Annotated in this window: 22 protein-coding genes and 1 tRNA gene; 12 read left to right on the top strand and 11 right to left on the bottom strand. The window is 62.3% G+C overall.

Annotation, left to right across the window (positions count from 1 at the left end):
* Window positions 1-113: 113 nt before the first annotated feature.
* The 3 genes from IPP90_08675 to IPP90_08665 all read right to left on the bottom strand — a co-directional run bounded on the left by IPP90_08675 (window position 114) and on the right by IPP90_08665 (window position 4,374).
* Window positions 114-2,336, bottom strand: coding sequence for a glutamine synthetase III (locus IPP90_08675; protein ID MBL0170788.1), 2,223 nt, complete (start codon window positions 2,334-2,336; stop codon window positions 114-116).
* A gap of 251 nt (window positions 2,337-2,587) precedes the next feature.
* Window positions 2,588-3,118 carry a hypothetical protein gene (locus tag IPP90_08670; GenBank protein MBL0170787.1) on the bottom strand — a complete coding sequence of 177 codons (531 nt, stop codon included), beginning with the start codon at window positions 3,116-3,118 and terminating at the stop codon, window positions 2,588-2,590.
* A gap of 44 nt (window positions 3,119-3,162) precedes the next feature.
* Window positions 3,163-4,374 (bottom strand): HDOD domain-containing protein, encoded by a 1,212-nt coding sequence (locus tag IPP90_08665; GenBank protein ID MBL0170786.1) that lies wholly within the window; start codon window positions 4,372-4,374, stop codon window positions 3,163-3,165.
* Between the two features lie 196 nt (window positions 4,375-4,570).
* Between IPP90_08665 and IPP90_08660 the strand changes: the two genes are divergently transcribed.
* Genes IPP90_08660 through IPP90_08640 form a run of 5 tightly spaced genes read left to right on the top strand, consistent with a single transcriptional unit; the run spans window position 4,571 to window position 8,643 of the window.
* Window positions 4,571-5,044 carry a hypothetical protein gene (locus IPP90_08660; protein ID MBL0170785.1) on the top strand — a complete coding sequence of 158 codons (474 nt, stop codon included), beginning with the start codon at window positions 4,571-4,573 and terminating at the stop codon, window positions 5,042-5,044.
* Window positions 5,041-5,970, top strand: a complete 930-nt coding sequence (locus IPP90_08655; protein MBL0170784.1) for an ABC transporter ATP-binding protein — start codon at window positions 5,041-5,043, stop codon at window positions 5,968-5,970. Before IPP90_08660 ends, IPP90_08655 begins: the two co-directional genes overlap by 4 nt.
* Window positions 5,967-6,875 carry a hypothetical protein gene (locus tag IPP90_08650; protein MBL0170783.1) on the top strand — a complete coding sequence of 303 codons (909 nt, stop codon included), beginning with the start codon at window positions 5,967-5,969 and terminating at the stop codon, window positions 6,873-6,875. Before IPP90_08655 ends, IPP90_08650 begins: the two co-directional genes overlap by 4 nt.
* On the top strand, window positions 6,872-7,810 hold the full coding sequence (locus IPP90_08645) for an ABC transporter ATP-binding protein (protein ID MBL0170782.1): 939 nt from the start codon (window positions 6,872-6,874) through the stop codon (window positions 7,808-7,810). Before IPP90_08650 ends, IPP90_08645 begins: the two co-directional genes overlap by 4 nt.
* Window positions 7,807-8,643 carry a hypothetical protein gene (locus IPP90_08640; protein MBL0170781.1) on the top strand — a complete coding sequence of 279 codons (837 nt, stop codon included), beginning with the start codon at window positions 7,807-7,809 and terminating at the stop codon, window positions 8,641-8,643. Before IPP90_08645 ends, IPP90_08640 begins: the two co-directional genes overlap by 4 nt.
* 33 nt (window positions 8,644-8,676) lie before the next feature.
* Here the strand turns inward: IPP90_08640 and IPP90_08635 are convergent, their stop codons facing one another.
* Window positions 8,677-9,327 (bottom strand): LON peptidase substrate-binding domain-containing protein, encoded by a 651-nt coding sequence (locus tag IPP90_08635; GenBank protein MBL0170780.1) that lies wholly within the window; start codon window positions 9,325-9,327, stop codon window positions 8,677-8,679.
* A gap of 253 nt (window positions 9,328-9,580) precedes the next feature.
* Between IPP90_08635 and IPP90_08630 the strand changes: the two genes are divergently transcribed.
* The 3 genes from IPP90_08630 (at window position 9,581) to IPP90_08620 (ending at window position 11,920) form a co-directional block, all read left to right on the top strand.
* Window positions 9,581-9,651, top strand: a tRNA-Cys gene (locus IPP90_08630).
* A gap of 195 nt (window positions 9,652-9,846) precedes the next feature.
* A complete protein-coding gene (locus IPP90_08625) occupies window positions 9,847-10,740 on the top strand; it encodes a hypothetical protein (GenBank protein ID MBL0170779.1) in 894 nt (297 codons plus the stop codon).
* A gap of 127 nt (window positions 10,741-10,867) precedes the next feature.
* Window positions 10,868-11,920, top strand: coding sequence for a 5'-nucleotidase (locus IPP90_08620; protein ID MBL0170778.1), 1,053 nt, complete (start codon window positions 10,868-10,870; stop codon window positions 11,918-11,920).
* Between the two features lie 1,329 nt (window positions 11,921-13,249).
* On the opposite strand, the gene IPP90_08615 is transcribed toward IPP90_08620, so the two are convergent.
* Complete coding sequence (locus IPP90_08615) at window positions 13,250-13,996, bottom strand: ImmA/IrrE family metallo-endopeptidase (GenBank protein ID MBL0170777.1); 747 nt, start codon at window positions 13,994-13,996, stop codon at window positions 13,250-13,252.
* Window positions 13,997-14,107: 111 nt separating this feature from the next.
* Window positions 14,108-14,464 (bottom strand): XRE family transcriptional regulator, encoded by a 357-nt coding sequence (locus IPP90_08610; protein ID MBL0170776.1) that lies wholly within the window; start codon window positions 14,462-14,464, stop codon window positions 14,108-14,110.
* A gap of 210 nt (window positions 14,465-14,674) precedes the next feature.
* Here IPP90_08610 and IPP90_08605 point away from each other — a divergent pair, with 210 nt between their 5' ends.
* The 4 genes from IPP90_08605 (at window position 14,675) to IPP90_08590 (ending at window position 16,496) form a co-directional block, all read left to right on the top strand.
* Window positions 14,675-14,917, top strand: a complete 243-nt coding sequence (locus IPP90_08605; protein ID MBL0170775.1) for a DUF2188 domain-containing protein — start codon at window positions 14,675-14,677, stop codon at window positions 14,915-14,917.
* Window positions 14,918-14,985: 68 nt separating this feature from the next.
* On the top strand, window positions 14,986-15,315 hold the full coding sequence (locus tag IPP90_08600) for a multiubiquitin domain-containing protein (GenBank protein MBL0170774.1): 330 nt from the start codon (window positions 14,986-14,988) through the stop codon (window positions 15,313-15,315).
* Entirely contained in the window at window positions 15,290-15,550 is a 261-nt protein-coding gene (locus tag IPP90_08595) for a hypothetical protein (GenBank protein ID MBL0170773.1), read from the top strand. The genes IPP90_08600 and IPP90_08595 overlap by 26 nt, the downstream gene beginning before the upstream one ends.
* A complete protein-coding gene (locus IPP90_08590) occupies window positions 15,543-16,496 on the top strand; it encodes a ThiF family adenylyltransferase (protein MBL0170772.1) in 954 nt (317 codons plus the stop codon). Before IPP90_08595 ends, IPP90_08590 begins: the two co-directional genes overlap by 8 nt.
* A gap of 492 nt (window positions 16,497-16,988) precedes the next feature.
* Here the strand turns inward: IPP90_08590 and IPP90_08585 are convergent, their stop codons facing one another.
* The 5 genes from IPP90_08585 to IPP90_08565 all read right to left on the bottom strand — a co-directional run bounded on the left by IPP90_08585 (window position 16,989) and on the right by IPP90_08565 (window position 22,344).
* Window positions 16,989-17,945, bottom strand: coding sequence for a hypothetical protein (locus tag IPP90_08585; protein MBL0170771.1), 957 nt, complete (start codon window positions 17,943-17,945; stop codon window positions 16,989-16,991).
* A gap of 45 nt (window positions 17,946-17,990) precedes the next feature.
* A complete protein-coding gene (locus tag IPP90_08580; protein ID MBL0170770.1) occupies window positions 17,991-18,665 on the bottom strand; it encodes a hypothetical protein in 675 nt (224 codons plus the stop codon).
* A gap of 1,626 nt (window positions 18,666-20,291) precedes the next feature.
* Window positions 20,292-21,254, bottom strand: coding sequence for a hypothetical protein (locus IPP90_08575; GenBank protein MBL0170769.1), 963 nt, complete (start codon window positions 21,252-21,254; stop codon window positions 20,292-20,294).
* A 159-nt stretch (window positions 21,255-21,413) separates the two neighbouring features.
* Window positions 21,414-21,716 (bottom strand): hypothetical protein, encoded by a 303-nt coding sequence (locus IPP90_08570; GenBank protein MBL0170768.1) that lies wholly within the window; start codon window positions 21,714-21,716, stop codon window positions 21,414-21,416.
* Window positions 21,717-22,044: 328 nt separating this feature from the next.
* A complete protein-coding gene (locus IPP90_08565) occupies window positions 22,045-22,344 on the bottom strand; it encodes a hypothetical protein (protein ID MBL0170767.1) in 300 nt (99 codons plus the stop codon).
* Between the last annotated feature and the right edge of the window lie 326 nt (window positions 22,345-22,670).

Here is a 22,670-nt window from a genome sequence, read left to right as displayed (position 1 = left end):
GCAAGCAACAAGTGTGTGACGCCTGCGGTGCCCAAACGGCGGGTGATGCACGAAGGGGAGTCGCCGGCTGGCGACTCCCCTTCGTATTCCGTCCGTTCCCGCACCGCGCGACGTTACACCGGAAAGAGCATCTCCCGGTAGCGCGGCACGGGCCAGAACTCGTCGCCAACCGACAATTCGAGCGCATCGGCGGCATCGCGAACGTCGCCCATGGCACTGCAGCCCGTGCCAGTGAGGTACGACCCCTGCGCCACCAGATCGTCGTGCATCCCTTCGGCCTTGGCGATCACCTTGCCCAATTCGGCGCGCTTCTTCTGCAAGGACGCGATCATTTTGGTGGTGGCGTTGGCGGCATCGACGAGTGGTTGCATGTTGATACCGGCCGACGCGCCCTGACCCGCGGCCTGGGCGATCTGGCCAACATACGCGTAGGACGCCGGCAGAATCTGCGTGTCGATGATCTGCTGCAGCGTGTGCAGCTCAATCAGGATGTCCTTCACGTAGCGCTCGAGACGCACGTGATATCGGCTTTCCAGTTCGACTTCCGTGAGAATGCCGGTGGACTTGAACAGCGCCTTCGCGTCTTTCGTGGTCAACTGCATGAGCGCCTCGGGGGCGCGACGCAGGTTGAGCAATCCGCGCTTCTCGGCTTCGACCACCCATTCGTCAGAGTAGTTGTTACCCTCGAAGCGCACGGCGGTCGTGGCCTTGAACGCGGCACGCACCACCTTGAGCACCGCGTCGTCCGTGCTCTTGGCTGTCTTGATCTCCTTGCGCAGCGACTCTGTCATCTCGGCGATGGCTTCGGCCACGGCCGCCTGCAGCAACATGACCGGGAACGCGATGCTCTGCGAACCGCCCACGGCACGGAATTCGAACTTGGCACCGGTAAAGGCGAACGGCGACGTGCGATTGCGATCGGTGTTGTCCTGTTCCACTTCCGGCAGTTTGGCCACGCCGAGCTTGAGCATCGCCTGTTCGGCGTTGGCCGGTGACGTCTTGCCGGCGGCGATGTCCTCGATGACTTGCGTCAGCCCCTTGCCCAGGAACGCCGAGATAATGGCCGGCGGCGCTTCATTCGCTCCCAGCCGGTGTTCGTTGCCGCTGGTGGCGATACCGGCGCGCAACAGTCCGGCGTGCTTGTGCACGCCTTTCAGGATGGCGCCAAGAAAGAGCAGAAAGCGCAGGTTTTGGTGCGGTGTCTTGCCGGGCTTGAGCAGATTGGCGCCGTCCAGCGAGTTGTCGGCCGTGATGGCCATCGACCAGTTGCAGTGCTTGCCCGATCCGTTGATGCCGGCGAACGGCTTCTCATGCACGATGGCCTGCAGCCCGTGACGCAACGCCACCTTGCGGAGCACCGCCATCACGAGATGGTTGTGATCGACGGCGATATCGGAGTCTTCGAAGATGGGCGCCATCTCGAACTGCGACGGCGCGACTTCGTTGTGACGCGTCACGATGGGGACGCCCAGCTTGTACAGCTCCAGTTCGACCTCACTGATGCAGGCCTGCACGCGCTCCGGGATGCCACCGAAATAGTGGTCTTCCAGCTGCTGACCGCGTGGTGGCGGTGCGCCGACCAGCGACCGGTTGGCCATGATGAGATCGGGGCGCAGGGCAAAGTGCGCGCGATCAATGAGGAAGAACTCCTGCTCGACCCCGAGCGTGGTATTGACGCGCAGCACGCCCTTGTCCCCGATGATCTCCAGCAACTCCATCGCCCGGTGCGACAGCACATCGGAGCTGCGGAGCAGCGGTGTCATTTCATCCAGCGCTTCCCCGTTGTAGCCAATGAAGACCGAGGGAATGCACAGATACTTGGTGCCGCCCGTCTCGCTGATGAACACTGGCGACGCCGGATTCCACGCGGTGTAACCACGGGCTTCCCATGTGGCCCGCAGTCCGCCCGACGGAAAACTGGACGCATCAGGCTCCGACTGAATCAGCTGCTCGCCCGTGAATGACTCGATGGGCAGTTTGTTCTCGTCGAAATTCAGGAACGCGTCATGCTTTTCGGCCGTCAGACCCGTTTGCGGCTGGAACCAGTGCGTGAAATGCGTCACGCCTCGTGAGGTGGCCCACTCCTTGATAACCTGCGCGACGGTCGGCGCGATATCGCTGTCGAGTTTCTTTCCGAGCCGAATGGCCGCGGCAAGCTTTGCATACACACTCTTGGGCAGCTTCGAGCGCATCTGGCGCAGACTGAGCGTGTTGCAGCCAAACCAGGTACTGGTGGGCTGCTGCACGCCGTTCTCTTCTGGTCGACTCGTGATTCGGACGGGGCGCTGCGTGATCTCACGCAGGGCGACGGAGCGCGGATTGATCGGGGAGGCCATGGACCAGTTCAGTTGAGTGTGCGGTATAGTCGTGCTCGCTCAAAATACGAATTCAACAGAAAAATGGTCACAACCTTCCATAAATCCAATAGTAATCCGGCAATTTGTCCATTGAAAAGTGTAAAATATGCATAAAACCCCGGACGGACGACTTATTGCAAGAAGTCACCGAATATAGGCCGAACAAATCGGGGACGGAACGAAATCTGTGGATATGCGCTTGGAGGACAGTCGTCCAATTCGAGCACCCGTCAGGGCTTTTCCCGCACCGGCGCCGGGGCCCCGGCCGTAATGGCCAGTCGCACCCGTTCGATTTGTCGATCGCTCGTTCCGAAATAGAGCGCGAGGAGATTCGCCGACCGAATCACGATCGGCGTCGAAGGCCATGGCGACAGGGAGTCTCCACGCGGCGCCATGCGCAGCGTATCGAGCGGCACGAGGGCCTTCGTCATCGCGGTCGAGTCTGCGAAGAAGAACGCCAGCATCGTATCGGTCACCGCCACGCGATATCGCACCCCAGGAACCGACAGAAACGCGACCCGCATGCTGTCGCCCGTGGCCTTGAACGAGAGGCCTGCGTGGATGACCCGATCGACCAGGGCGCAGGGCTGCCACAGTCCCGTGCGGGGACACGACGGGTCGCCTGGAGCAGGCGCGCGAACCCCGACCGGTTGCCCCACGGTCACGGTATCAACGGGTGATTTGTCGGTGCCACCGCACGCGGCGATGCTGCAGGCGGCTGTGAGCCGCGCGAAGCGGAGGAGATGAAGAGAGTAGCGCACGACGGAGGTTAGCACGTCGTGCGATCACCGGTCAGTGCGAAGCCTCAGCGACCGGCGGGCTGCGCCTCCGTCATCGGTGCCAGCGCTTCGTTGGTCCACCCGACGGCGTTGGTGTACAACTCGCCGATGCGGGAGGGATCGACACCCATCTCCCGCGCCAGTTCCGAGGCGTTTTCGAACAGCCCCATTTCATACGACTCGGCGAACGACAGCGCGTCGGCGTAGGGCCCCGTCCGCTCGACCAACGCAGCCGTGGCCTCGTCACTGAGGACCACGCGCTCGAGAATCTCGGAAATCGACATGCGGAAGACCGCGTCGAGCAGCGAAAACAGTCCGACGAGAAACAGCGTGCCCGGTTCCCGAGGCCCGCCACCGAGTTGCTCGAGAAACCGGCCCCGCTCCACCGCTTGACGCACCAACTCCTGATCCACCGCCGTCGTTGACTTGCGCGAGGCGGCGACGGCCACCGCCAGCCAGCGCTGAAATGTATTTCGGCCTATCAGACGCAGCGCCTGACCGATCGAACTCACGCCCCGCATGCCCACCGCGGCGGAGTTGACGAGACGCAATAGCTGGATCGTGAGGACCGGATCGGTGGCAATCACATCTTCAAGCTTGCGATCGTTCACATTCGGATCGCGCGCCAACCCCATCAAGCGCATGGCCGACATCGTTCCCATGGGCAGATCGGCCGCCGCGACGGGTTCCGGGCTGCTGAAGAATCTCCCTTGGAAACCCAGCGCACCCACCTGTTGTGCGGCCGCGAAGTGTGGGGCGGTCTCAATCTGGTCCACCACCACCTTCAACTCGCTCTCAAACGGTGCGACGCGCTGGCGCAGTCGGGCGACTGTGGCGGCAACATCACCACGCATGGCGACACGCACCCAACTGGCGTACGAGAGCAGCGCTTCCGACGGCGCTTCCCGGTCGGTCAACTCGTCCAGCGCCACACTGCCACCGGCCTCGCGATATTTCACAATGGCATCAATCACTTCCGGATCAGCCCCTAGCGTTCGAGGCAGGACCAGGATGGCGCTCGCCGGGTCCACCACCTGGAAGGCATTCTCCAGCAATTGCCTGCGTGTGCAGGCGACAAAGGCCGGCTGATTCCCGCGCACCAGATCAAACGTTCCGCTCAGGAAGCTCTGTACGAACGCATGTTGGCCGTCGTCAAGATCGCGAAAACGGATCTCGTAACCCACCAGGGCACCGGACGTGCCGAACACGGGCTGACGGACGAGACAAAAATCGGACATGGCGTGTCGGGACCATCTGAATGGAATCTCGCAGCGGGGAGTGGCCGTACGCTTCGCCATCCCTGAACTGCAGCCACCGGGGCGTCCCATCCCCTGTCATCGGGGGTGGCGCTGACGCCGTCTGAGTAGCCACTGTTCGACGATTCAGCAGCCTGCAACGGCACGATTCACCAACCCGCACCCCGCTCGACCCCACATGAGTCTTCTGGCAACCCTGAACGGATCCCTGCATCGCGGCTGTGGCGGACACTACGCGCTGCAGTCCGAAAGCGTCACCCTGCGTCTGAGCGGCATGGCGGCCGAGGTGCAACGGGAGTTCTATCGGTGCGAGAAGTGCGGGCATGAGAATCGGACCATCGAGCAGCGTGATCTGGCCGAGCGAACGGCCATCGACCTGATTCGTGCCGAGCACTCGCTGCTGGCCCCCAAGGCGATTCGCCACCTGCGCGAGTCTCTGGGACTGACGGTGCCGCAGGTTGCCGAGTTGTGCTACGGCACGCCCAAGGGAATCGTCGACGGGTGGGAGAAGGGCAAATACCTGCAGAATCGGGAGGCCGACGCCCTGCTGCGCAGTCTTGCCGATCGCGAGACCTTGGAACGGCGAGCGGCCAAGGCCGGCGTCGTCCTGCCGTCCACTGACCCTGCCGACCCGGTCAGCGCTTCCGCGTGAGCGCCTCGCTGGTCATCGAGACGGAGTCGCTCACTCGGCACTACGGTGCGGTGGTGGCACTCGATGCGCTGACGGTGCGTGTGGAGTCCGGCATTACGGGTTTGGTGGGGGCGAACGGTGCCGGCAAGAGTACGCTGCTCAAGATCCTGCTCGGACTCGTGGAACCCACCAGTGGGACGGCGCGCGTGATGGGTCACGCCATCGACGCCGAGCGACAGGCGATACGCCGACTGGTGGGCTACATGCCGGAGCACGATTGCCTGCCGCCCGACATGAGCGCCACCGAGTTCGTCACCTGGATGGCGCGCTGTTCGGGATTCCCGCCATCGGCGGCCCGTGAGCGTGCGGCGGAAGTGCTTCGTCATGTGGGCTTGTTCGAAGAGCGCTACCGACCGATGGGCGGCTATTCGACGGGCATGGCCCAGCGCGTGAAGCTGGCCCAGGCGCTGGTGCACGATCCCGCACTGCTCATTCTGGACGAGCCGACGAACGGTCTCGATCCGGCGGGACGCGATGACATGTTGGCGCTCATCGAACGCACCGGTCGCGAGTTCGGCATCTCGGTGGTGGTGTCGTCGCACCTGCTGGGTGAACTGGAACGAATCTGCGACGGCGTGGTGCTGATCGACAACGGGCGGCTGATTCGCGCCGAACGACTGGGGGTGCTGACCGGTGTTACGAGCACCCTGATTGTGGAGATCGATGGTGACGCGATGGCATTTGCGCACGCACTGGCCTCACGTGGGGTGCGCGCGACGGCCGATCGGCAATCCGTGCTGGTGACCGTGCCCGACGCCTCCGATGTGCCGGGCGAGCGGGCGACGTTTGATGCCGTGCGCGATGTCGCAGTGGAGCGGCACGCGGCGTTGCTGCGGATGGAGCGTCGGCGCGGCCATCTTGAAGACTTGTTTGACGTGGCGTCGTGACCGAGTCCATTCCAGAAGTCATTGCGCCGAGCGGAGATTCCGCTGACGGGTCGACCATTCACGATCTCGGCTATCGGCGCTATACCGGCCCGCGCGTGGGCGCCTCCGGGGCGTGGAACGCGCTCTATGTGCAGAGCCTGCGCACCATGTTCGGTCTGGGGCGACCGGCCAAGGCCAAGGCCATTCCGGTGCTGGTGATTGTAGTGACCATGCTGCCGGCGCTTGCCTCACTGGTCGCGGCGTCGGCGTCGAATGGACAGGTGCCGCTGCGTTACGGACAACTCATTGGCGCGCAGCTGCTGTTGTTCGTGTTGTTCGTTGCCGCGCAGGTGCCGGAAGTGCTGAGTCGCGATCAGCAACATCAGCTGCTACCCCTGCTGTTCACGCGCGATGTCACGCGCCTGTCCTATGCGCTGGCGCGTTTCGGGGCCATCTTCTCCGCGGTGTTCGTGGTGGGGCTGGCGCCGCTGCTGCTGCTCTACCTGGGGGAGATCGGCATCGCGAAAGACCCTTCCGTCGCGTTCACGCTGATGGGCAATCGCATCTGGCCGGTGCTGGCGCAGTCGACGCTGAGTGCGTTGGCCATGAGCGGTATCGGTGCGGGGTTGGCAGTGTGGACGCCGCGCCGTGCCTACGCGACAGCGGCGATCTTCGGCACGTTTCTTCTGCTGGCGGCCGTGGCAACGGGGCTTGACGATCTGGCAGGGGTGAGTCAGCGGACCGCCGAACTGCTCGATCCAATTCGTGCGATGCGCACGATGGCGATGATCCTGTTCGGTGAAACGAATCGCGGCATGGAGCTGAACGCACCACCGCCAATTGGCGTGTATGTGGCGCTCACCCTGGGCATTGGCGCGGCTGGTTTGCTGTTGCTCACGTGGCGCATGCGCCGGATTCGCGCATGACCGATGCCACCATTGCGTCGGCGTCCGCTCCGCTCACGTTTGATCGGGTGTCCCACTGGTATGGAGATGTCGTTGCCGTCAACGACATCTCCTGCACGGTGACCGCGGGCATCACGGGGCTTCTTGGTCCGAACGGGGCGGGGAAGAGCACGCTGTTGCAACTGGCTGCCGGTGTGCTCGCGCCATCCAACGGCGCCGTGCGGGTCTACGGCGAGTCACCGGTGGATCGTCCGGACGTGTACCGTCGCGTGGCGCTGGTTCCCGAGCGCGAGGCCCTGCCGGGTGTGATGCGCGCACGTGCGTTTGTGACCGCGCGCGCGGAACTGCTGGGCGTTCGCGATGTGACGGCGGCGGTTGATCGCGCACTGACACTGGTGGAACTCGACACCGTCGCGGCGCGACGCATCGACACGTTCTCCAAGGGGATGCGGCAGCGCGTCAAGCTGGCGGCAGCGCTGGTGCATGACCCGACCTTGGTGCTGCTGGATGAACCGTTCAACGGACTCGATCCACGACAGCGATTGCACATGATGCGCCTGCTGGAAGAACGCGCGGCCGACGGCACGGCCGTGTTGCTCAGCTCACACATTCTGGAGGAGATCGCCAGTGTCGCGTCGAACATCCTGGTGGTGCTGGCGGGCCGGTTGGCGGCCACCGGGGACTATCGCACGTTACGGCGACTGATGACTGATCGCCCGCACACCGTGCGCCTGCGGTCCAGTGCCGATCGCCCGTTGGCGTCCGCGCTGATGCAGGAATCGTCGGTGATTGGCGTGGAGGTGGATGCCACCGGTTTGACCGTGCGCGCCACCGACTACACGGCGTTGTCGCTGGCGGTTGCGCCGGTGGCGCAACGCATCGGGTGCACGCTGTACGAGGTGCAGGTCACCGACGAGTCGTTGGAGCATGTGTTCGCGTATCTGGTGGCCCGATGAGCACCGCCAGGCCGGCAGTTCCCGTTGACCGTCCCTCGCTGGGGCGTCCCTCGCTGGGACGTCCATCGCTGGGACGTCCATCGTGGTGGCGCAGCGCGCGCGCGATTTGTCATCTCTCGATGGTTCGCACGTTCACACCGGTGCTGGTGCTGACCATGACCGCGTTGGTGTTGCTGCCAATGCTGTTCGCCCTGGTGTTTGCTTCACGCGGATTTCTATCCGGCGATCCGGTGCCGTTTCTGGTGCAGCGCTACGACCAGCTGGTTTCGGCGCTGGCCACGCCCATCATCGCGTTGCTGCTCAGCACCAGTGCCTTCAGCGCCGAATCAGACGACGGCACACTGCTGTATCTGGTGACGACCACGACGCCGCGGTGGTGGATCGTGCTGGTGCGGGTGCTGTTTGCCATGGTCGGTACGGCGCTGGCGTCGGCGATTGCTGTATTTGGCACGGGGTTCATCGCAACGGGCGCACACGACCCGCAACACGTGACGCGTGCATTTGGCATTGCCGCCGCGTTCGGCGGCGCCGCGTACGCGTCACTGTTCACGATGCTGGCGCTGCTCACGCGGCGGGCGTTGGTGAGCGGATTGCTGTACGTGGTGTTCTGGGAGGGTGTATTGAGTTCGACGTTTCCCGCGCTGCACTACTTGAGCGTGCGTCAATGGATGCTGGCCGTGGCCAATGTGCTGACCGAGTCAAGCGACACACGGTTGACGGAAGGACCCTCGCTGACGGCGTCGCTGGTGGGCGCGGGTCTGGTGGCGGTGCTGGCGGTGTTGTCGGGTGCGCGACAGTTGTCACAGCCGAGGATCGGGCGGGTGGGCACGTAGGCGACGACGCGGTCGTGGCGCCAACGCGCGCGCCTATCGCCGATGCATCGCCGCCTGCAGCTCAAGATCCGGCAGCACCTTGCGCAGCACGGCATCAATTGTGGTCAACCGGAGCATCGGCGACCGTTCCGCCAACAGCGCCTGACGCGCCTGGAGGTCCAGATCGATCATGGCGCCGATGGTCCACGGCAATTGCGCCGGGTCGTCGGGCAATGCTGGCGGTGGGCTTGCGTCGTCATTGAGTGTGTGCACGGCGGACACCACCCGACGAAAATTCGACGTGACCTCGCCGGCAGTCACTGCCAAGGCGACCGGGTTGCTGTTGCCGGTGTCGTTCACCGGCACGGCGTGTACGACGTGGTAGGGCGCGTGGTGATCGAGAAAGCGGTCAATGGCGAATCGCTCGCGACCGACAACCACGATGTTACTACGGCCGTCAGGCATCATTTCGATGTCCGTGACTTCGGCGATGCATCCGACGGTTCCCGGTGGCAGGTCGGGTTCATTGACACCGGGCCCAATGCAGACCAATCCGAAACGGCGATCGCCATCGCGAATGTCGGCCAGCAGCTGTCGGTAGCGGGGTTCGAAGAGATGCAGCGGGGCGACGGTGCCCGGGAAGAGGACCATGCCCAGCGGGAAGATCGGCAGCCGTTGATCGGTCATGGGATCAGGCGAAGTCACGAAATAGAGTAGACGGCTGAAAGAATCAAACCATCAGCGCGCCAGTACTAAAACAGTAATAAGACAAAAAGGTGCCAAGGCGCAATTTCCCCTGTCCTGTGACACTTCAAGGCCGGCTATGTCAGGCGATCATTCTGGCCCCGCCTCCGTGGGGATGAACGTGAAGCCCCACATCAGGTTCCGCGCGAATTTCGCTACCGAACGCGGAGGGGCCGGGGTAGATTGCGCCTCCCGGCCGGTTTCCGGCTGGGTCGGCGCCGTCGCCAAGTGGTAAGGCAGGAGACTGCAAATCTCCCACCGTCGGTTCGATTCCGACCGGCGCCTCTGTGTAGGACGACAGTTTGAAGTATAGGGCAAAAGCGCTCCGTTCCCTCTGGACGGAGCGCTTTTGTGTGCCGGAAACTCGATGGGAATGATCGCGTCGCGGCGCCGCCAATCGGGGCCGCTCAGGCAGCCGGTAACAACTCCGGTAACAAGCCATACGCGTCATAGCCTTCACCAGGAGCCGCGGAGCGCCAAATGCTGACTGATCAGGAAGCCGCCGCGATCCGCGCAAACCTGTTCGAAGCCGCCCATTACCTCGTGGACGAACTGCCGGCCAACCTCTGGCACCGTGACCGGTCAGGCGCCCTCACCGCTGCGCGCCCACATTCATCGCAAGCGCTCGCGCTCGATGTGCTCGGTACCATTCGGGTTCTCCCGTCGCTGCAAGCCATCGCGGCCGCTTGGGCGGATCACCTGAAGCTCCCCAGCTTCGGCCCGGTTTCGATTCAGCCCGAATTCATGATCGAGCGAGCGCTCCTCGGGGAACCGAAATCCACGCAGGTCGACGCCCTCATAAGCGGTGACGCCGCCTCCGCGCTCTTCGAATGCAAGTTCACCGAGCGGGATGGTGGCTCTTGCAGCCAGACGGCGAAGCGAAAGCATCCGGATGGGCGCATGCTCGCGCAGTGCAACGGGAGTTACGCCCCGCAGAGGAATCCGCACTCGACGCGGAAGCCGCCAACCGAAGACTCGTGCGCTCTGACAGCGAAGGGCGTTCGCTATTGGGACTACATCCCGGACGTGCTCGGCGTCCGCGCAGACGTTGTCCATCCAGTGTGCCCCTTCGCCGGTGGTGCCTACCAGTGGATGCGCAACTTGGTCGCGGCCCATGCGCTCACGCAGTCGCAGGGTCGGCCTCATGCGTTCGTGATCGCCTACGCCGACGGACCGTTCGCAATGCCCCGGAAGGTCAAGAGCAAAGGGTGGCGCGAGTTCACGACGGGACTCGCCGGCGCCGTTGAGCTCCGCGAGGTCTCGTTTCAATCGCTCATCGCCGTTGCACGACATGCAAGCGCGCCGAGCGACACGGTAATTCTGGATCGACTTGCCCAGTGGATAGAAGGCAAGGTACGAAAGGCGGCCCTTTAAGCTCGCGTTCGGCCAAGCGCACGCACACACATATTTTCAGGCAACAGCTCACACGCGCTGATGGCATCCGCTAGCAACGTTAGTGCTGCCGCCTCCGAAGTGTGGCGAACCTCATCTCGGACTGTACTTGCCCTATCCAATCGAGTCGAAGCTGGTGATCGCCGTCGCATCAAGCGCACTCTTCGATCTGCGTGAGAGCGACGCCGTGTTTCAAGGCCAGGGTGAAGAGCCTTATCGAGCGTACCAGCGCGAACATCAGGACGACGTTCTGCAACCGGGCGTGGCATTTCCGTTCATTCGTCGACTGCTGAGCCTCAATGGGTCAGACCCGTCGGATCAGCCAGTTGAAGTGATTCTCCTGTCTCGAAATGATCCGGACACCGGCCTTCGCGTATTCAACTCGATTCAGTCTCACGGACTCGCGATCAGCCGCGGCGCGTTTGTGACGGGCAAGGCGGCGTATCGATACGCCCCGGCGTTCAATGCGAGCTTATTTCTCTCCGCGAACGAGGATGATGTTCGTGCTGCCATGCTTGCGGGACAGCCTTCGGGTTTGGTCCTTCACTCCGCATACGAGGATGATATGGCAGACGAAGAACTGCGAGTTGCGTTCGACTTCGATGGCGTGATCGCCGATGACGAAGCAGAGGTCATCTTTCACGAGACTGGAGACCTTGGCGCATTTCATCAAGCGGAGCAAGAGAACGTCCTGCGAGCACACAACGCTGGGCCGCTGAAGGAGCTGCTCATCAAGATCGCCGCGCTACAACAACGCGAGCGCGCGCGAGCTTCCGAAGACAAGTCTTATGAGTCCAAAGTTCGCATTGCCATTGTCACCGCCCGCAACGCCCCGTCGCACAAGCGCATGATCACATCGCTGCGCGAATGGGGCATCCAAGTGGACGAGACATTCTTTCTTGGTGGCATCGAGAAGCGTCGCATCTTGGAGGTGTTCGCCCCTCACATCTTCTTTGACGATCAGCGCGTGCACCTTGACCCCGCCTCGGAGTGGGGTGCCGGTCCAGTGCAACGTCCTGTTCGGGAATCAACTGAGAACGTCGAAGTGCCGACGACCGTGGTACCGGACCGTATGACAAGCGCGCAGTGGCAGAGGCCAGGCGAACGGAGTCTAGGCGCGGGGTGCGGCCAGAGGCCGGAAGTTGCAGCACTCTTCGCCTAACTGGACCTGCAACACGGTGATCGCGACGAAGAGCCTCCCGGAGGGGGGGGGGGGAGGGGGGGGGGGGGGGGGGGGGGGGGGGGGGGGGGGGGGGGGCGGGGGGGGGGGGGGGGGGGGGGGGGGGGCGGGGGAGGGAGGGGGGGGGGGGGGGGCGCTTCCGCGGCAGGCGCTGCCTAGAAACTCAAACCCGAAGAACGATGGCAGCAACACTCAAAACAAAGATTCTCGTATGGGGCCGTGCTGGAGCTCACTGCGCCTTTCCAGAGTGCCATCGAAATCTGGTAATGGACGCGAGTCAGACAGACGACGAATCGCTAGTCGGAGACGTAGCGCACATCGTCGCCGAGAGTGTCGATGGGCCACGCGGGATCAGTTCACTCACTCTTACTGAGCGTGATCTCTACGCGAATCTCGTACTCTCTGCAAGATCCATCACAAGCTCGTCGATGATCAAGAAGCTACGTATCCCGTAGAGGTCTTACATCAATACAAGAACGATCACGAGAGCCGTGTGCGCGCAGCGCTCACTCCAGCAGATGCGGCGCTACTTAGAGATCGAGAGACAGTCGCGTCGATTGTGCACGAGTGGATGAAACTCGTCAATATCGACAACTGGCTCGCGTGGACCTCGTTTATGCTAGGTGCAGACGGGCCGGCTCTGCGAGTCGAACAAGAGGCCAAGCTGCAGTTTGCCGTGGAGTGGATACTGAATCGTGTTTGGCCTCAAGCCTTCCCGGAGCTCCGCGGCGCTCGAAAATTTCGGGCGCGTCCTCAACGATATGCTTTTACAGTTTGGCGGGCACACTGAGAGGCGGGGCGATGACCTCCACACAGCGAAATTCTATCAGATTCGCGAGTGGGATTCTGAACGATACGATGCGTTGGCAGAGCGCTACGAGGAACACTGCGATTTGGTTCGCGATCTGACACTCGAACTCACGCGAGCCGCCAACTATGTGTGTGACGAGGTTCGTCGATCTGTCGATCCTAGCTTTCGCATGACAGAGGGCGTTCTACTCGTGCAATCCGGGCCGTTTGAAGATCTCACGTTTCGCACACGTCGTATTGAGTACCAATCTGGTGAGCGAATTGTGCGTCCGTATCCTGGAATTGCCGACTTTCGACAGGTGCGGTTCTCACGAGATTTTGCGTTCGGTCGCCGCCCGTAAGGCTTGATTCAGAGCGGCGTTGAACCGTGCTTTCGACGAAGGCTGTCGTGCCCGCTCATGAAGACGGGGGCCTCTTGCGGAAGTGCCCTGAAATGCGGATCGCCAGCAGATGCCTCCTAGGGATGGCCGCCGCCGGGTTCGCGTCTTTCGATGTACGTAGCTATGACTCGTGGACCCAGAGCAGCGAGATGATCTGATTCAGTCGCGGAATCGCGTGCGTGCTCTCGAACAAACGCAGATCCTCCGATGCCACCCACCTGCCGTCAGCGGAACTAAGCCACGTGAGCGGATCTAATGCTTCTGCACGGCTGAGGGGCCGCTCTCCTTGCAAAACGGCGGCAGCCATCGTGCCAACTGGCACCGGCCGACCAACGTCAGGGAGCGGGAGCCGCCACGAATTCGAACGCACGCTCCACGCAACCTTTCCGTCGATGCTCACGACCAGCGCGCACACCTCACGACAGGTCTCTACCAGCCGCCAGGCAGCGGCAGTCAAGGAGACATTGTACATGTCGGACGACGAGAGCGTTGCAACTGTCTTAAAGCTGACGTCTCGCCGCTCGACATCACGCGAAAACAGGCGAAACGGCATCAGAAGCTCTGTCGCGAAGTCATTTGCCTCCCATTCTATGCGCGCCGCGTCACTGGAACGCGTGCGAAGCGCCGAGTCCGCGCACATCAAGGTCGAACCGACTGCCTGATGCGACGGAATGTGATAGTGGCCGAGCTCGTGTGCGAGCGAGAATCGCCGGCGCCCGGGTTCCTGGTTGCCGGCGATCATGATGCCGCTCTGTGCCGGCGTCCGAATCAAACACGCGGCGTAGCCGCTCTCTTCGAACTCTGACTCGCAGACGACGAGATTGTCCTCGGCGAGAATCAAGTCGAGATCGAACGTGCGCGCATCCATCGCGTGGCTCAACCGAACTTGACGAAAGAGTTGGGCGATGCGACGCCCCTCTCGGTTTGGTGTCGTCGAACCGCGACCCGCGGAGGACTGCGAGAAGGCACGTGACATCGATCAGTCGTTCGGCTTCTTCTGTTGCTTCATTTGAAGAAACGCCGCGAACTGCTGTAGCTCCTGCTGAGCCTCAGGGGCCAACGTGCGTAGCAGCCGAAAATGCGCCAGCTCATGCGCCTCTAGCTGCTCTACGTCAGCGCCGACCAAAAGCGCGGGCGTGACACTCAGCGCCTTCGCGATCTGGCGCAGCGTCTCGAACGACGGATTCCGCTCTCCAGACTCGATCTGAGAGATCGCTGACTGAGAAGTGCCCATCTGCTTCGCGAGGGCAGCCTGACTGAGCCCACGCTCTTCGCGAAACTGGGCGATTCGGCGCCCAAGGTCTATCTCCGGTCCGGATTCATAAGCCGAAGAGATGCCGAAGTGTAAGCAACGATATCGAGAACGTCTTGTTGGTTATCACTATTCTTTCTAGTATGTGTCCATACCTAATCGTGATATACGCTAACGCTGGTTGGGTTGCGAGGCAAGCCGCGACGAGATGTCAGACAAGGAGCCGTCGGCGAAGCAGGAAGGGTGATCGCCTACACGACGGAACACACAGCACGTTCTCAATCAGGAGGCACGATGTCGGCGAGCAAGAAAGCAGGCGTGCACACCACCCCCAATCCCTCGGGAAAGGGGTGGGTGAACCAACAGGGCGGCGAAGTGCTGAGCAACCACCGGCTCAAGGAGCGCGCTGTGGAGCAGGGACGCAGCGATGCGCAAAAGGCTAAGGTCGAGCACACCATCCACAACAAGGACGGGAAGATCGGGACAAAGAACAGCTACGGCGGCGACACCAATCCACCCAAGGATCGCAACCGCTAGCTGCCGCGTCGATCATCGGCGCCTGCGATGATCGGAAATCTACGAAAGACAACGTCGCGAGGTGGACAATGGGTCAGAGCACTGAGGTCAACGAGGTGGAGTCGGCGGTTAACGAAACGGATGGGGTTGACGAGGGGGAGCGCGGCGAGGCCGAGAGGGGACGGAAGCAGAACACGATATACGTGAACGCCGAGCCGCACTTCGTGTCGGACAAGGACATCTCCTTCGAGGAGGTAGTCGCTCTCGCCCGAGGGCTGCCAACGGGTCCGAATATTCTGTACGGTGTCACATACCAGCGGGGCCACGGCAATAAGCCAATGGGCACCTTGGTCGCCGGGCAGACCACGAAGGTCAAGAACGAGATGATTTTCAGTGTCACAGCCACTGATCGATCCTAGGATTGCCGCGAGTCCGGATCTCCAGCGCGCAGCCGACGAAGGCTACGTGCTGGAGATCCACGGCGGACATCTCGTGCTCCACGAAGTGCCATACGTGTCTGAGCAACGAAAAGTGCAGTTCGGGAAGCTTGTCATGCCGATCACCTTTGCCGGTGATGTTGCTGTGGCGCCCAACGACCATGTCGCGATGTGGTGGGTGCCATCCTGCGCATCAGGACGGTCGGCTAATGACTGAAATTGCACATGGTTCGAATCGGCGGGCTGTCGAAACGGAACTGATCGTAGATCACTCCTTCTCAGCGAAACCCAAACCGGCCGACCGCTATCTCGACTTTTACGAGAAGCTCACTGAGTACGTAAACAGGATTACTGGTCCGGCCGAGGCACTCGACCTTAGTGTCACCGCGCGCACGTTCGGCGTCGTCGAAGTGCGCGATGACAGCTCGGTCTTTCGCTACACCGAGAATGCATCTGCGCTAGCCGGTATTGCAGCCCTCACACCCGCGTTGGGTGTGCCAAAAGTCGCCATCGTCGGTACGGGTGGGACCGGCGCTTACGTTCTCGACTTTCTCGCAAAAACCCCCGTCCAAGAGATCCATCTCTACGATGGAGACGAGTTTCTCCAGCACAATGCCTTCCGGGCGCCCGGTGCAGCCTCACTGACGCAGTTGCGCGGACGACTGACTAAAGTCGCCTATTTTCAACAAATGTACGATCCGATGCGGCGCGGAATCATTCCTCATCCGGAGCACATAGACCACACGAATGTCGGCGAGTTGCTGGAAATGCACACGGTGTTTGTCTGCGTAGACTCGGGACCCGCACGCAAGCTCATCGTGGACGCGCTCAGAACATCCGCCGTGCAGTGCATTATCGTCGGCATGGGTCTCCAGCAGACGTCCAACGGACTTGTCGGACAAATCGCAACAACGACGGCTCGCCCAGGGCGATGGGGCCCGTCGACTACCGCGTATCGTTCCGGCACTCGCGACGGTGAGGCTGGTGGTGAGTACGAGAAGAATATTCAGATCGCAGAGCTCAATGCACTGAACGCCGTCATGGCGGTCATCAAGTGGAAGAAGCTCTGCGGCTTCTACGTCGATCTTGAGCGCGAAGGGCACACCGCCTACATCATCGAAGGGAATGGGCTCGTGAGCGACGATCATGGCGAATCTCAATGACTAGGTCCGCTGAGCTTGAGCACCGCTTTGTCGACGTCCTGCCACCGACTCTTGAGGACGGTGTGCTATACGTGTCGATTGCATTCAATACCGTCGTTCATCACTGTTGCTGCGGCTGCGGTAATCGCGTCGTAACTCCGCTCTCTCCCGCCGCTTGGCAGTTGCAGTACGACGGTCGTTCGGTGACCCTCTACCCCTCGATTGGCAACCACCAGTACGGCTGTCGCTCGCACTACTGGATTCGCCAGGATCGCGTGGTCTGGAGTTACGAGTGCACGCGCAAGGAAAATTGACGAGAGCGCGCGACAACTCGTCAGGCAGAAGTAGCGCTGTACGGCAGCGTCGAGTCGGACACGCAAGCTGATGAGCAGTCAGCTCAACACAGTCAGGCGCCTACTAGATCGTGGTGGAGTCGGCTGAGAGCTCGGTGGCGTTGGCGAGAATGAACGAAATTCAGAAGCGATTGCCGGGCCTTACGCTGAGACGGTGCGGCTAGAGCGTGCGCCAGGTTTCAAGAAAGCGTTGAACGGCACCCTGCGCGTCGCGCGCGAGGCGCAGGGCATCGGCTGGTGCCGCTTCCGCACCGACTCCGCCCAACTCGAAGATTGCGTACTGTTGGCAACCATGTTGAGCCGGATCCCTAAAGGAACGGTCGAGGATCGCAATCGCGACCACTACATGCGGACTGTCCGCGACCGGACTGTTCTTGGCGTCGCGTGCAGCTTGCGCGGGACCGCCCTGCCATCGAGTCAGCAGCCATACGATGTCGAACGCGTCTTTGTGCTTCGTACGACGTTGGAGCGCGAAACTCTTGAGTACGAGCATCGGCAGCAGATTCGCCACCCAGACCGTTACGTCGGCCATCCCTACTGAGCGCTCGCCGGGAGGTCCGAGCAGATCAACGTTGAGTTGTCGGGGACGCGCATCTCGAAACGCGAGCTCGCCGGCTGGCAGTCGAAATGCGCCGATCTCATCACCGGGCCTCGTCACCGTCGCCTCGCCAATGCGTCCGACTGTGGGAGCACCGCTCTGGGATACCACGCCATCGGACGGTGACAGGAATTCGACCGCGATCCTCGCTTCGTCAATGTCTCTCACCCACTGCCAGGTGCTCTCCCCGAAACCGTCGTTCCGTTGCATCGGCTCGAAGCTGAGATCCTTCAAAATCCTGAGCAGCGACGCATAGAGGTTCGCGTCGTTCGTCAAGTCCACCTGCACGCACAAGTCAACGTCGCTGGTACCGGGATGTGGGTCATCCTTGAAGAGCGCGTCCAGATGATCATCATTGAGCAGCAGCGTGGGCGCGAGGCCGCCAATCACCACGAGTCGTGGGAACTGTTGACCATCAATCGCTTTGACAATCGTCGCGAGCGCGCGGTAGCAGGCATCGAGGATGCCGCGATTGTAGTCCTGGCGCGTTGGATTGACTGGTGGTTGTTCGGGCGGCATTGCTGGGTCGAGATGGAAGGTGAGACGAATCGCGTGCTTTACGCGCTAGCCAGTCGTGCTTGTCAGGGCCAGCGAGTTTCGCAGGGCCACCGCGATCTCCTCGTATCGACCTCTGCCATCGCGCAGCGTCTCGATGATGGCGCGCGGCCGCGATACCAGCGACATCCCTCCCCACAGATCGGCAGCGGGTGGTCGACTTTGTTTGCCGCGAAGCGTCTCCCGCAGTCGCGCAGACTCATTGGCATCGACGTCTGCGCTCAGGTGCACGGTCCCCTTCGTCGGTAGCGACAGCCGATGGAGCGCCCACGGATCCTTGGCTGTCTGCCGTATGGTGACGGAACCGCCGTCAGCCACCACCTGTCCGCCGAGCGCGGAGGCCACCGTCTCGACTGGTGTCGCGTTGGGGATCCAGACGGTAGCCACTGGATAGGTCGTGAGGGTGGGGGTGTACAGATTTGCCGCCGCGGCGCCCCCGAGCGCCCACGCTTCCACGGCATCGTTCAGGCGGGCGAGCCCCTGTAGGAGCTCCTGAGGTGCGCGTGACCAGACATAAATCTGAGTCTCTTCGACGGGGGCAGTGTCTTCGGCGCCCCACAGATCGAGGAGCCCGGCAGCGTCAACCACCGCCCAACTCTTGGTGCGTCCTCCACTACGGGTCGGCGTGAGCACCTTTTCCCGTTCGAGGCGGTGCAGCACGTACGTCGCCTGCGGCTGGGTCACTTCGGCGAGCGCTGCGAGGCGCGTCGTCGTGATGTCGCGCTCCAGTCCACCAGGAGTCGTCGCCAGTAGGAGCAGCGTCTCCGCGCAGCGTCCGGAGAGGCCAACGAGGCGCGTCGGTCGCGTACCGGCGTCGGTAGGCGCCGGCGATTCCGCTGGCTGCCCTCTCCCTCCACATGAATGAAGAGCGGTGCAGCCTGGAGGTGCAGGTGTCCCGTCAGTTGTTCTGCCCACGAGACGCCTGCTTCGGCGAGCTCGTCGCGGATCGCGCTCGGCAGGCTGCGAACCGCAAGCAGCGTGTGCGTCGGACCGACCTTCCTGGATAGCTCCTTTGCCCGCCGTGTGGCTTCGGTGCCTGAAATTCCCGAGGCGGAGATCGTCTGGTAGCTTACGGGTCTCGTTCCTGGGCTGTGCAGCGTAATGCGTCCGCCGAGCGGGTCGATGTCGACCCGCACCCCCGGTAGGGTGCGGAGCCTGCGGGCGAGCCAGTCTGGCGTGCGAGTCATGATAACTGGAAAGTGCTTAATAAACGGTCCGTTTATTATAAGCATTTCGTTTATTAGTGCAACCTCCTGAAATCCGACACCCCCCCCCCCCCCCCCCCCCCCTCAGACCGTTGTGATGCGCTTGATCAAACCGGCCGAAACGGCGGGGGAGCCCTGATCCAGGCTCGGGTGGGGCGGATCGGGGATTCCGAAGGCCACAAGAGGCGCCGCCACCCATGATGACTTTGCTCGCCGCCAGGGGCACGCAAGCGCCGCAATTCTCACTGCGGATAGAAAACAGTCTCACGAAGCGGACCCAAAGGACCAACTCTTTCAGCCGCCCAAACCCTGCCCGGGTCCCCGGGTCGACCCGACCGTTGGGCCGCTTTGTGCGCCGTGAGTGGGCCAGCGCACCGTAAAGCTACCTCGGAGCACTACGCCTTAAAAACTTCCGCCACAGCTCGCAGACCTCTGCGTCGTCCAACGAGCCCGGGAAGGGCAGCGCCTCGGGCTCCCTTTTGCGGGGGCCCCCGCGGCCATGATATCGCGACGGCGGAATGAGCGCTGAGAAACCGTCCAGATCTGGTGCGGCAAAAGGAGTTTCGACCGGAATCGCTGCGCCGGCCCGCACACCACCGCCATCGCCTCAAGGCGCCGACAGCCGTTGGACGTCGGGCCGCGCACTTTCTGGGAAGGACGCGGTTCCATGCCGGATCGAAAGACCATCGCCCGACTCGACCATGCGAAATCGCGAGATAGTCGTCGACCTCCCTGCCACAAGCAGATGCGCGTCCAACGGCGTCACGGCCCGATCCAGCCACGACAGACATCGACCCGGAGCGTCGCCTCTCCCCCGCAAGGCCGCGGGAGAGGTCCGCGGCGCAGCGCGTCGCCGCCCCAAGAGCTCGTGATAGTGTTCGAGATCCTCAACCGCGCGCATCGTCGCCGTCGTTGGACAGGGCTCTTCGCCGAAGATGGGAGGGACCTCTTTGAGCATTAGGTCGCGGATGTGTGCCGCCACGTCCTGGGGAAACGGCGGTGATGAGCTGTCGGGAATGGAAGAATCGGAGGAGCTGTTGGTTGCGGACATCATGATTGGGGCACCGGAAGAAGATCGGTGTCGAGAATCAGCGAATTCTGACCCCTAACCCCAAAAGTGTAGGGCGCCGATTTTGGCGCGCCACAACGCCGGCGACCCCGCAGCACGCGCCCGCCGCGCGACGACAACGGCAAACCGTCCGAACGGCGGGCCTGGAGTGCAGGCCCGCTCCAATTGGTGGGGGGACAGACGGGGCGTAGCGGGGCAGGGCCCCGCGCCGAACCGCCTACGCCGCCACGAGTGCGGATCCTTCCAGCAGGGACACCGCCTCCAAGAATCCCGGGAAGTCTCGCCGCTTCTGAATGGCCCAATCCGGGCGCTCTGTAGGTCGGCGAGCGGAACGTCGCGCAGTGGCATGCCGCGATGCTTGCCAAACGGCATGAGCAACAATGCCGCCGACTCCATCGTGGGCGACGCAAGCGCTGAGGGTGTCGTCGATGCGTCGTGACGACGAGTGTTTCGCGACGTCGGACGGGCGTCGTTCGCGGTCGGCTCGTGTCGGCTCACCGGAGCCTTGCCCGCGATTGACGGCGCATCCCATCGATAGGTCGCACCGTCGATCTGCACGCGATGTGCGCCGGCGTCGGTGAAGATGGCCCACGACTCACCAACGTCGTAGAGGTGCTCGCCGATGCCCCACACAGCGCACGCGCGTTTGAAAGCTCCAGAGATCGCACCCTTCACTGGCTCGCGCTCCGGCGCGTCAGCGCCATCCTGTTTGGCGATCCATTCGCCAGCAATACGCAACGACAGAGTCGCGATCACGCCCCCCCGCGGACCAGGAGCTTCGTGATATTCGACTCTCCAACTAGCTGCGCCAAGCACCGCGTTCAATCGGGCGCGTGCCGCGCGGGCGTCAATGTACGCGAGCACCTGCGCCCAGGGCCGACCATGTTTGATACCCGAGCGAGCGACGCGCCATTCGATTTCGTGGTCCTGAAACGGTTCGGCGAGCCGCGCGAAGATCTCGACAGCTTCGATTGATGGCGTTGCGATCACAGTGAACACTCGGCGTGCGGGTGGAGATGTAGCGTACTCGATGACTCGCCACAGTCTGCGCGGTCGCGCCGCGCGCATCACCTGATCCGACGTAGTAGGCAAAGGAAGCCGAAGCGGCGCCAACTCCGCATGCGTGTAGGGCGTTGGCGCTACTTGAACAGCAAACGCTCAGTTGTCGCGACTGAACACGAACTGCGCGAGCGTCGAACCTTCCTCGATGGCCTCTGCCAACTGAAGTCCGCGCAACGTCGGAATAGGTGTTCCTTCTCCGGTCCACGCAATCCAACCGTGGTCGTCGAGGTACTCAAGGTGAAGCGCCGAAGAGATCACGCTCGTTTGCCAGAGCGGCATCATGCGCTGCGACAGTTCCAGCCAATCCTGCTGATAGAGCTCGCAGATGTGAAGCAGGAGGCGCGTTCGCGTTTCGGCCGCCGTGATTGTTTCGTGCTGTTGAGAGTTGCCGGTGGACATGAGTCGAGTGAGCTAGAGAAGTGCGTCGAATCGCCAGGTCGGGTCGCGGGCTCGCGCCAAACGCTTCTGGATTTCCTGCGCATGGTCCCAGCCTAAGCGACATATGAAGTCTTCGCCAAAGCACTGGACTAGATTGCTGGCTTCCGCGAAGAACGGGGCGGTGTGGTGTCGCTCGGTGCGCTCGCGTGGCGACGGGCACCTTCGTATCACGGACCATTCGCTAAGGGCAGGCGCCGTAACGGGGTCGGCGAATTCTCAGAGCAGATAATCCTTATTATCTGCGCGCGGGAAAACGGCCGAATCATGGATGAATCGAGCAATCACGGATTCAACGGTCTTCCAAGTGCGTCACTTGGTCGAGTTCAGCGAGCATTTCGCGAAAGCGCATTGCACGAGCTGTCGTGTCGTCTTCCACGTAAATCGGCTGACGCGTCACACGAACACGCGACCCGCTGAACGCGTCGCGTAGAAGCAGATACAGTACCCAGCTCGGCGATATTGTTTGCTCAGGCGTCGGCGGTGCCGTGACGACAATGACTTCGAGCTCGATCTGTTCTGCTCCTTGCCAGCGTCGAACGAGGCGAACGCATCGCTCGGTGGTCTCTTGCAAGGCACGCTCGTTGAACATGGATCGCGAGACGTCGTCGGTTCGCCGCATCAAACGGACGACCTCGTCGAAAACGTCGTCCGACCGTGAAGAGCGCACGCGTCGCAAGCGCTCTTTGACGCCGTGTGGACGAGAAGGCTGACCGGGCGGCTTTTCAGTCGGTCCGAACGCCGACTGGCAGCGCCGAGTCCACACGTGTCTCCGAATTCCCGTGCCGTTCTCGACATCTTGCACGTGGTTGACGCTGACTCCGAATCCGCACGTCTATCTCGCGTCTCGGAATGCCCTCGCGAATACAGGCTCCAATCTCATTTCGCTCGGCTGGAGTGAGTCGACGGCTCATTGTC

It is taken from the genome of Gemmatimonadaceae bacterium (genome assembly GCA_016720905.1).
Classification (GTDB): Bacteria; Gemmatimonadota; Gemmatimonadetes; order Gemmatimonadales; family Gemmatimonadaceae; genus Gemmatimonas.
The sequence above is the reverse complement of the archived record's forward strand: the minus strand, read 5'-3'. Positions and strand labels throughout refer to the sequence as shown.

Bases quoted from the DNA above. Each gene is read 5' to 3' on its own strand.
- IPP90_08675 (MBL0170788.1), bottom strand. From the start codon at position 2,336: ATGGCCTCCCCGATCAATCCGCGCTCCGTCGCCCTGCGTGAGATCACG.
- IPP90_08665 (MBL0170786.1), bottom strand. From the start codon at position 4,374: ATGTCCGATTTTTGTCTCGTCCGTCAGCCCGTGTTCGGCACGTCCGGT.
- IPP90_08660 (MBL0170785.1), top strand. From the start codon at position 4,571: ATGAGTCTTCTGGCAACCCTGAACGGATCCCTGCATCGCGGCTGTGGC.
- IPP90_08645 (MBL0170782.1), top strand. From the start codon at position 6,872: ATGACCGATGCCACCATTGCGTCGGCGTCCGCTCCGCTCACGTTTGAT.
- IPP90_08640 (MBL0170781.1), top strand. From the start codon at position 7,807: ATGAGCACCGCCAGGCCGGCAGTTCCCGTTGACCGTCCCTCGCTGGGG.
- IPP90_08625 (MBL0170779.1), top strand. From the start codon at position 9,847: ATGCTGACTGATCAGGAAGCCGCCGCGATCCGCGCAAACCTGTTCGAA.
- IPP90_08615 (MBL0170777.1), bottom strand. From the start codon at position 13,996: ATGGATGCGCGCACGTTCGATCTCGACTTGATTCTCGCCGAGGACAAT.
- IPP90_08605 (MBL0170775.1), top strand. From the start codon at position 14,675: ATGTCGGCGAGCAAGAAAGCAGGCGTGCACACCACCCCCAATCCCTCG.
- IPP90_08600 (MBL0170774.1), top strand. From the start codon at position 14,986: ATGGGTCAGAGCACTGAGGTCAACGAGGTGGAGTCGGCGGTTAACGAA.
- IPP90_08590 (MBL0170772.1), top strand. From the start codon at position 15,543: ATGACTGAAATTGCACATGGTTCGAATCGGCGGGCTGTCGAAACGGAA.
- IPP90_08585 (MBL0170771.1), bottom strand. From the start codon at position 17,945: ATGCCGCCCGAACAACCACCAGTCAATCCAACGCGCCAGGACTACAAT.
- IPP90_08570 (MBL0170768.1), bottom strand. From the start codon at position 21,716: ATGTCCACCGGCAACTCTCAACAGCACGAAACAATCACGGCGGCCGAA.
- IPP90_08565 (MBL0170767.1), bottom strand. From the start codon at position 22,344: ATGTTCAACGAGCGTGCCTTGCAAGAGACCACCGAGCGATGCGTTCGC.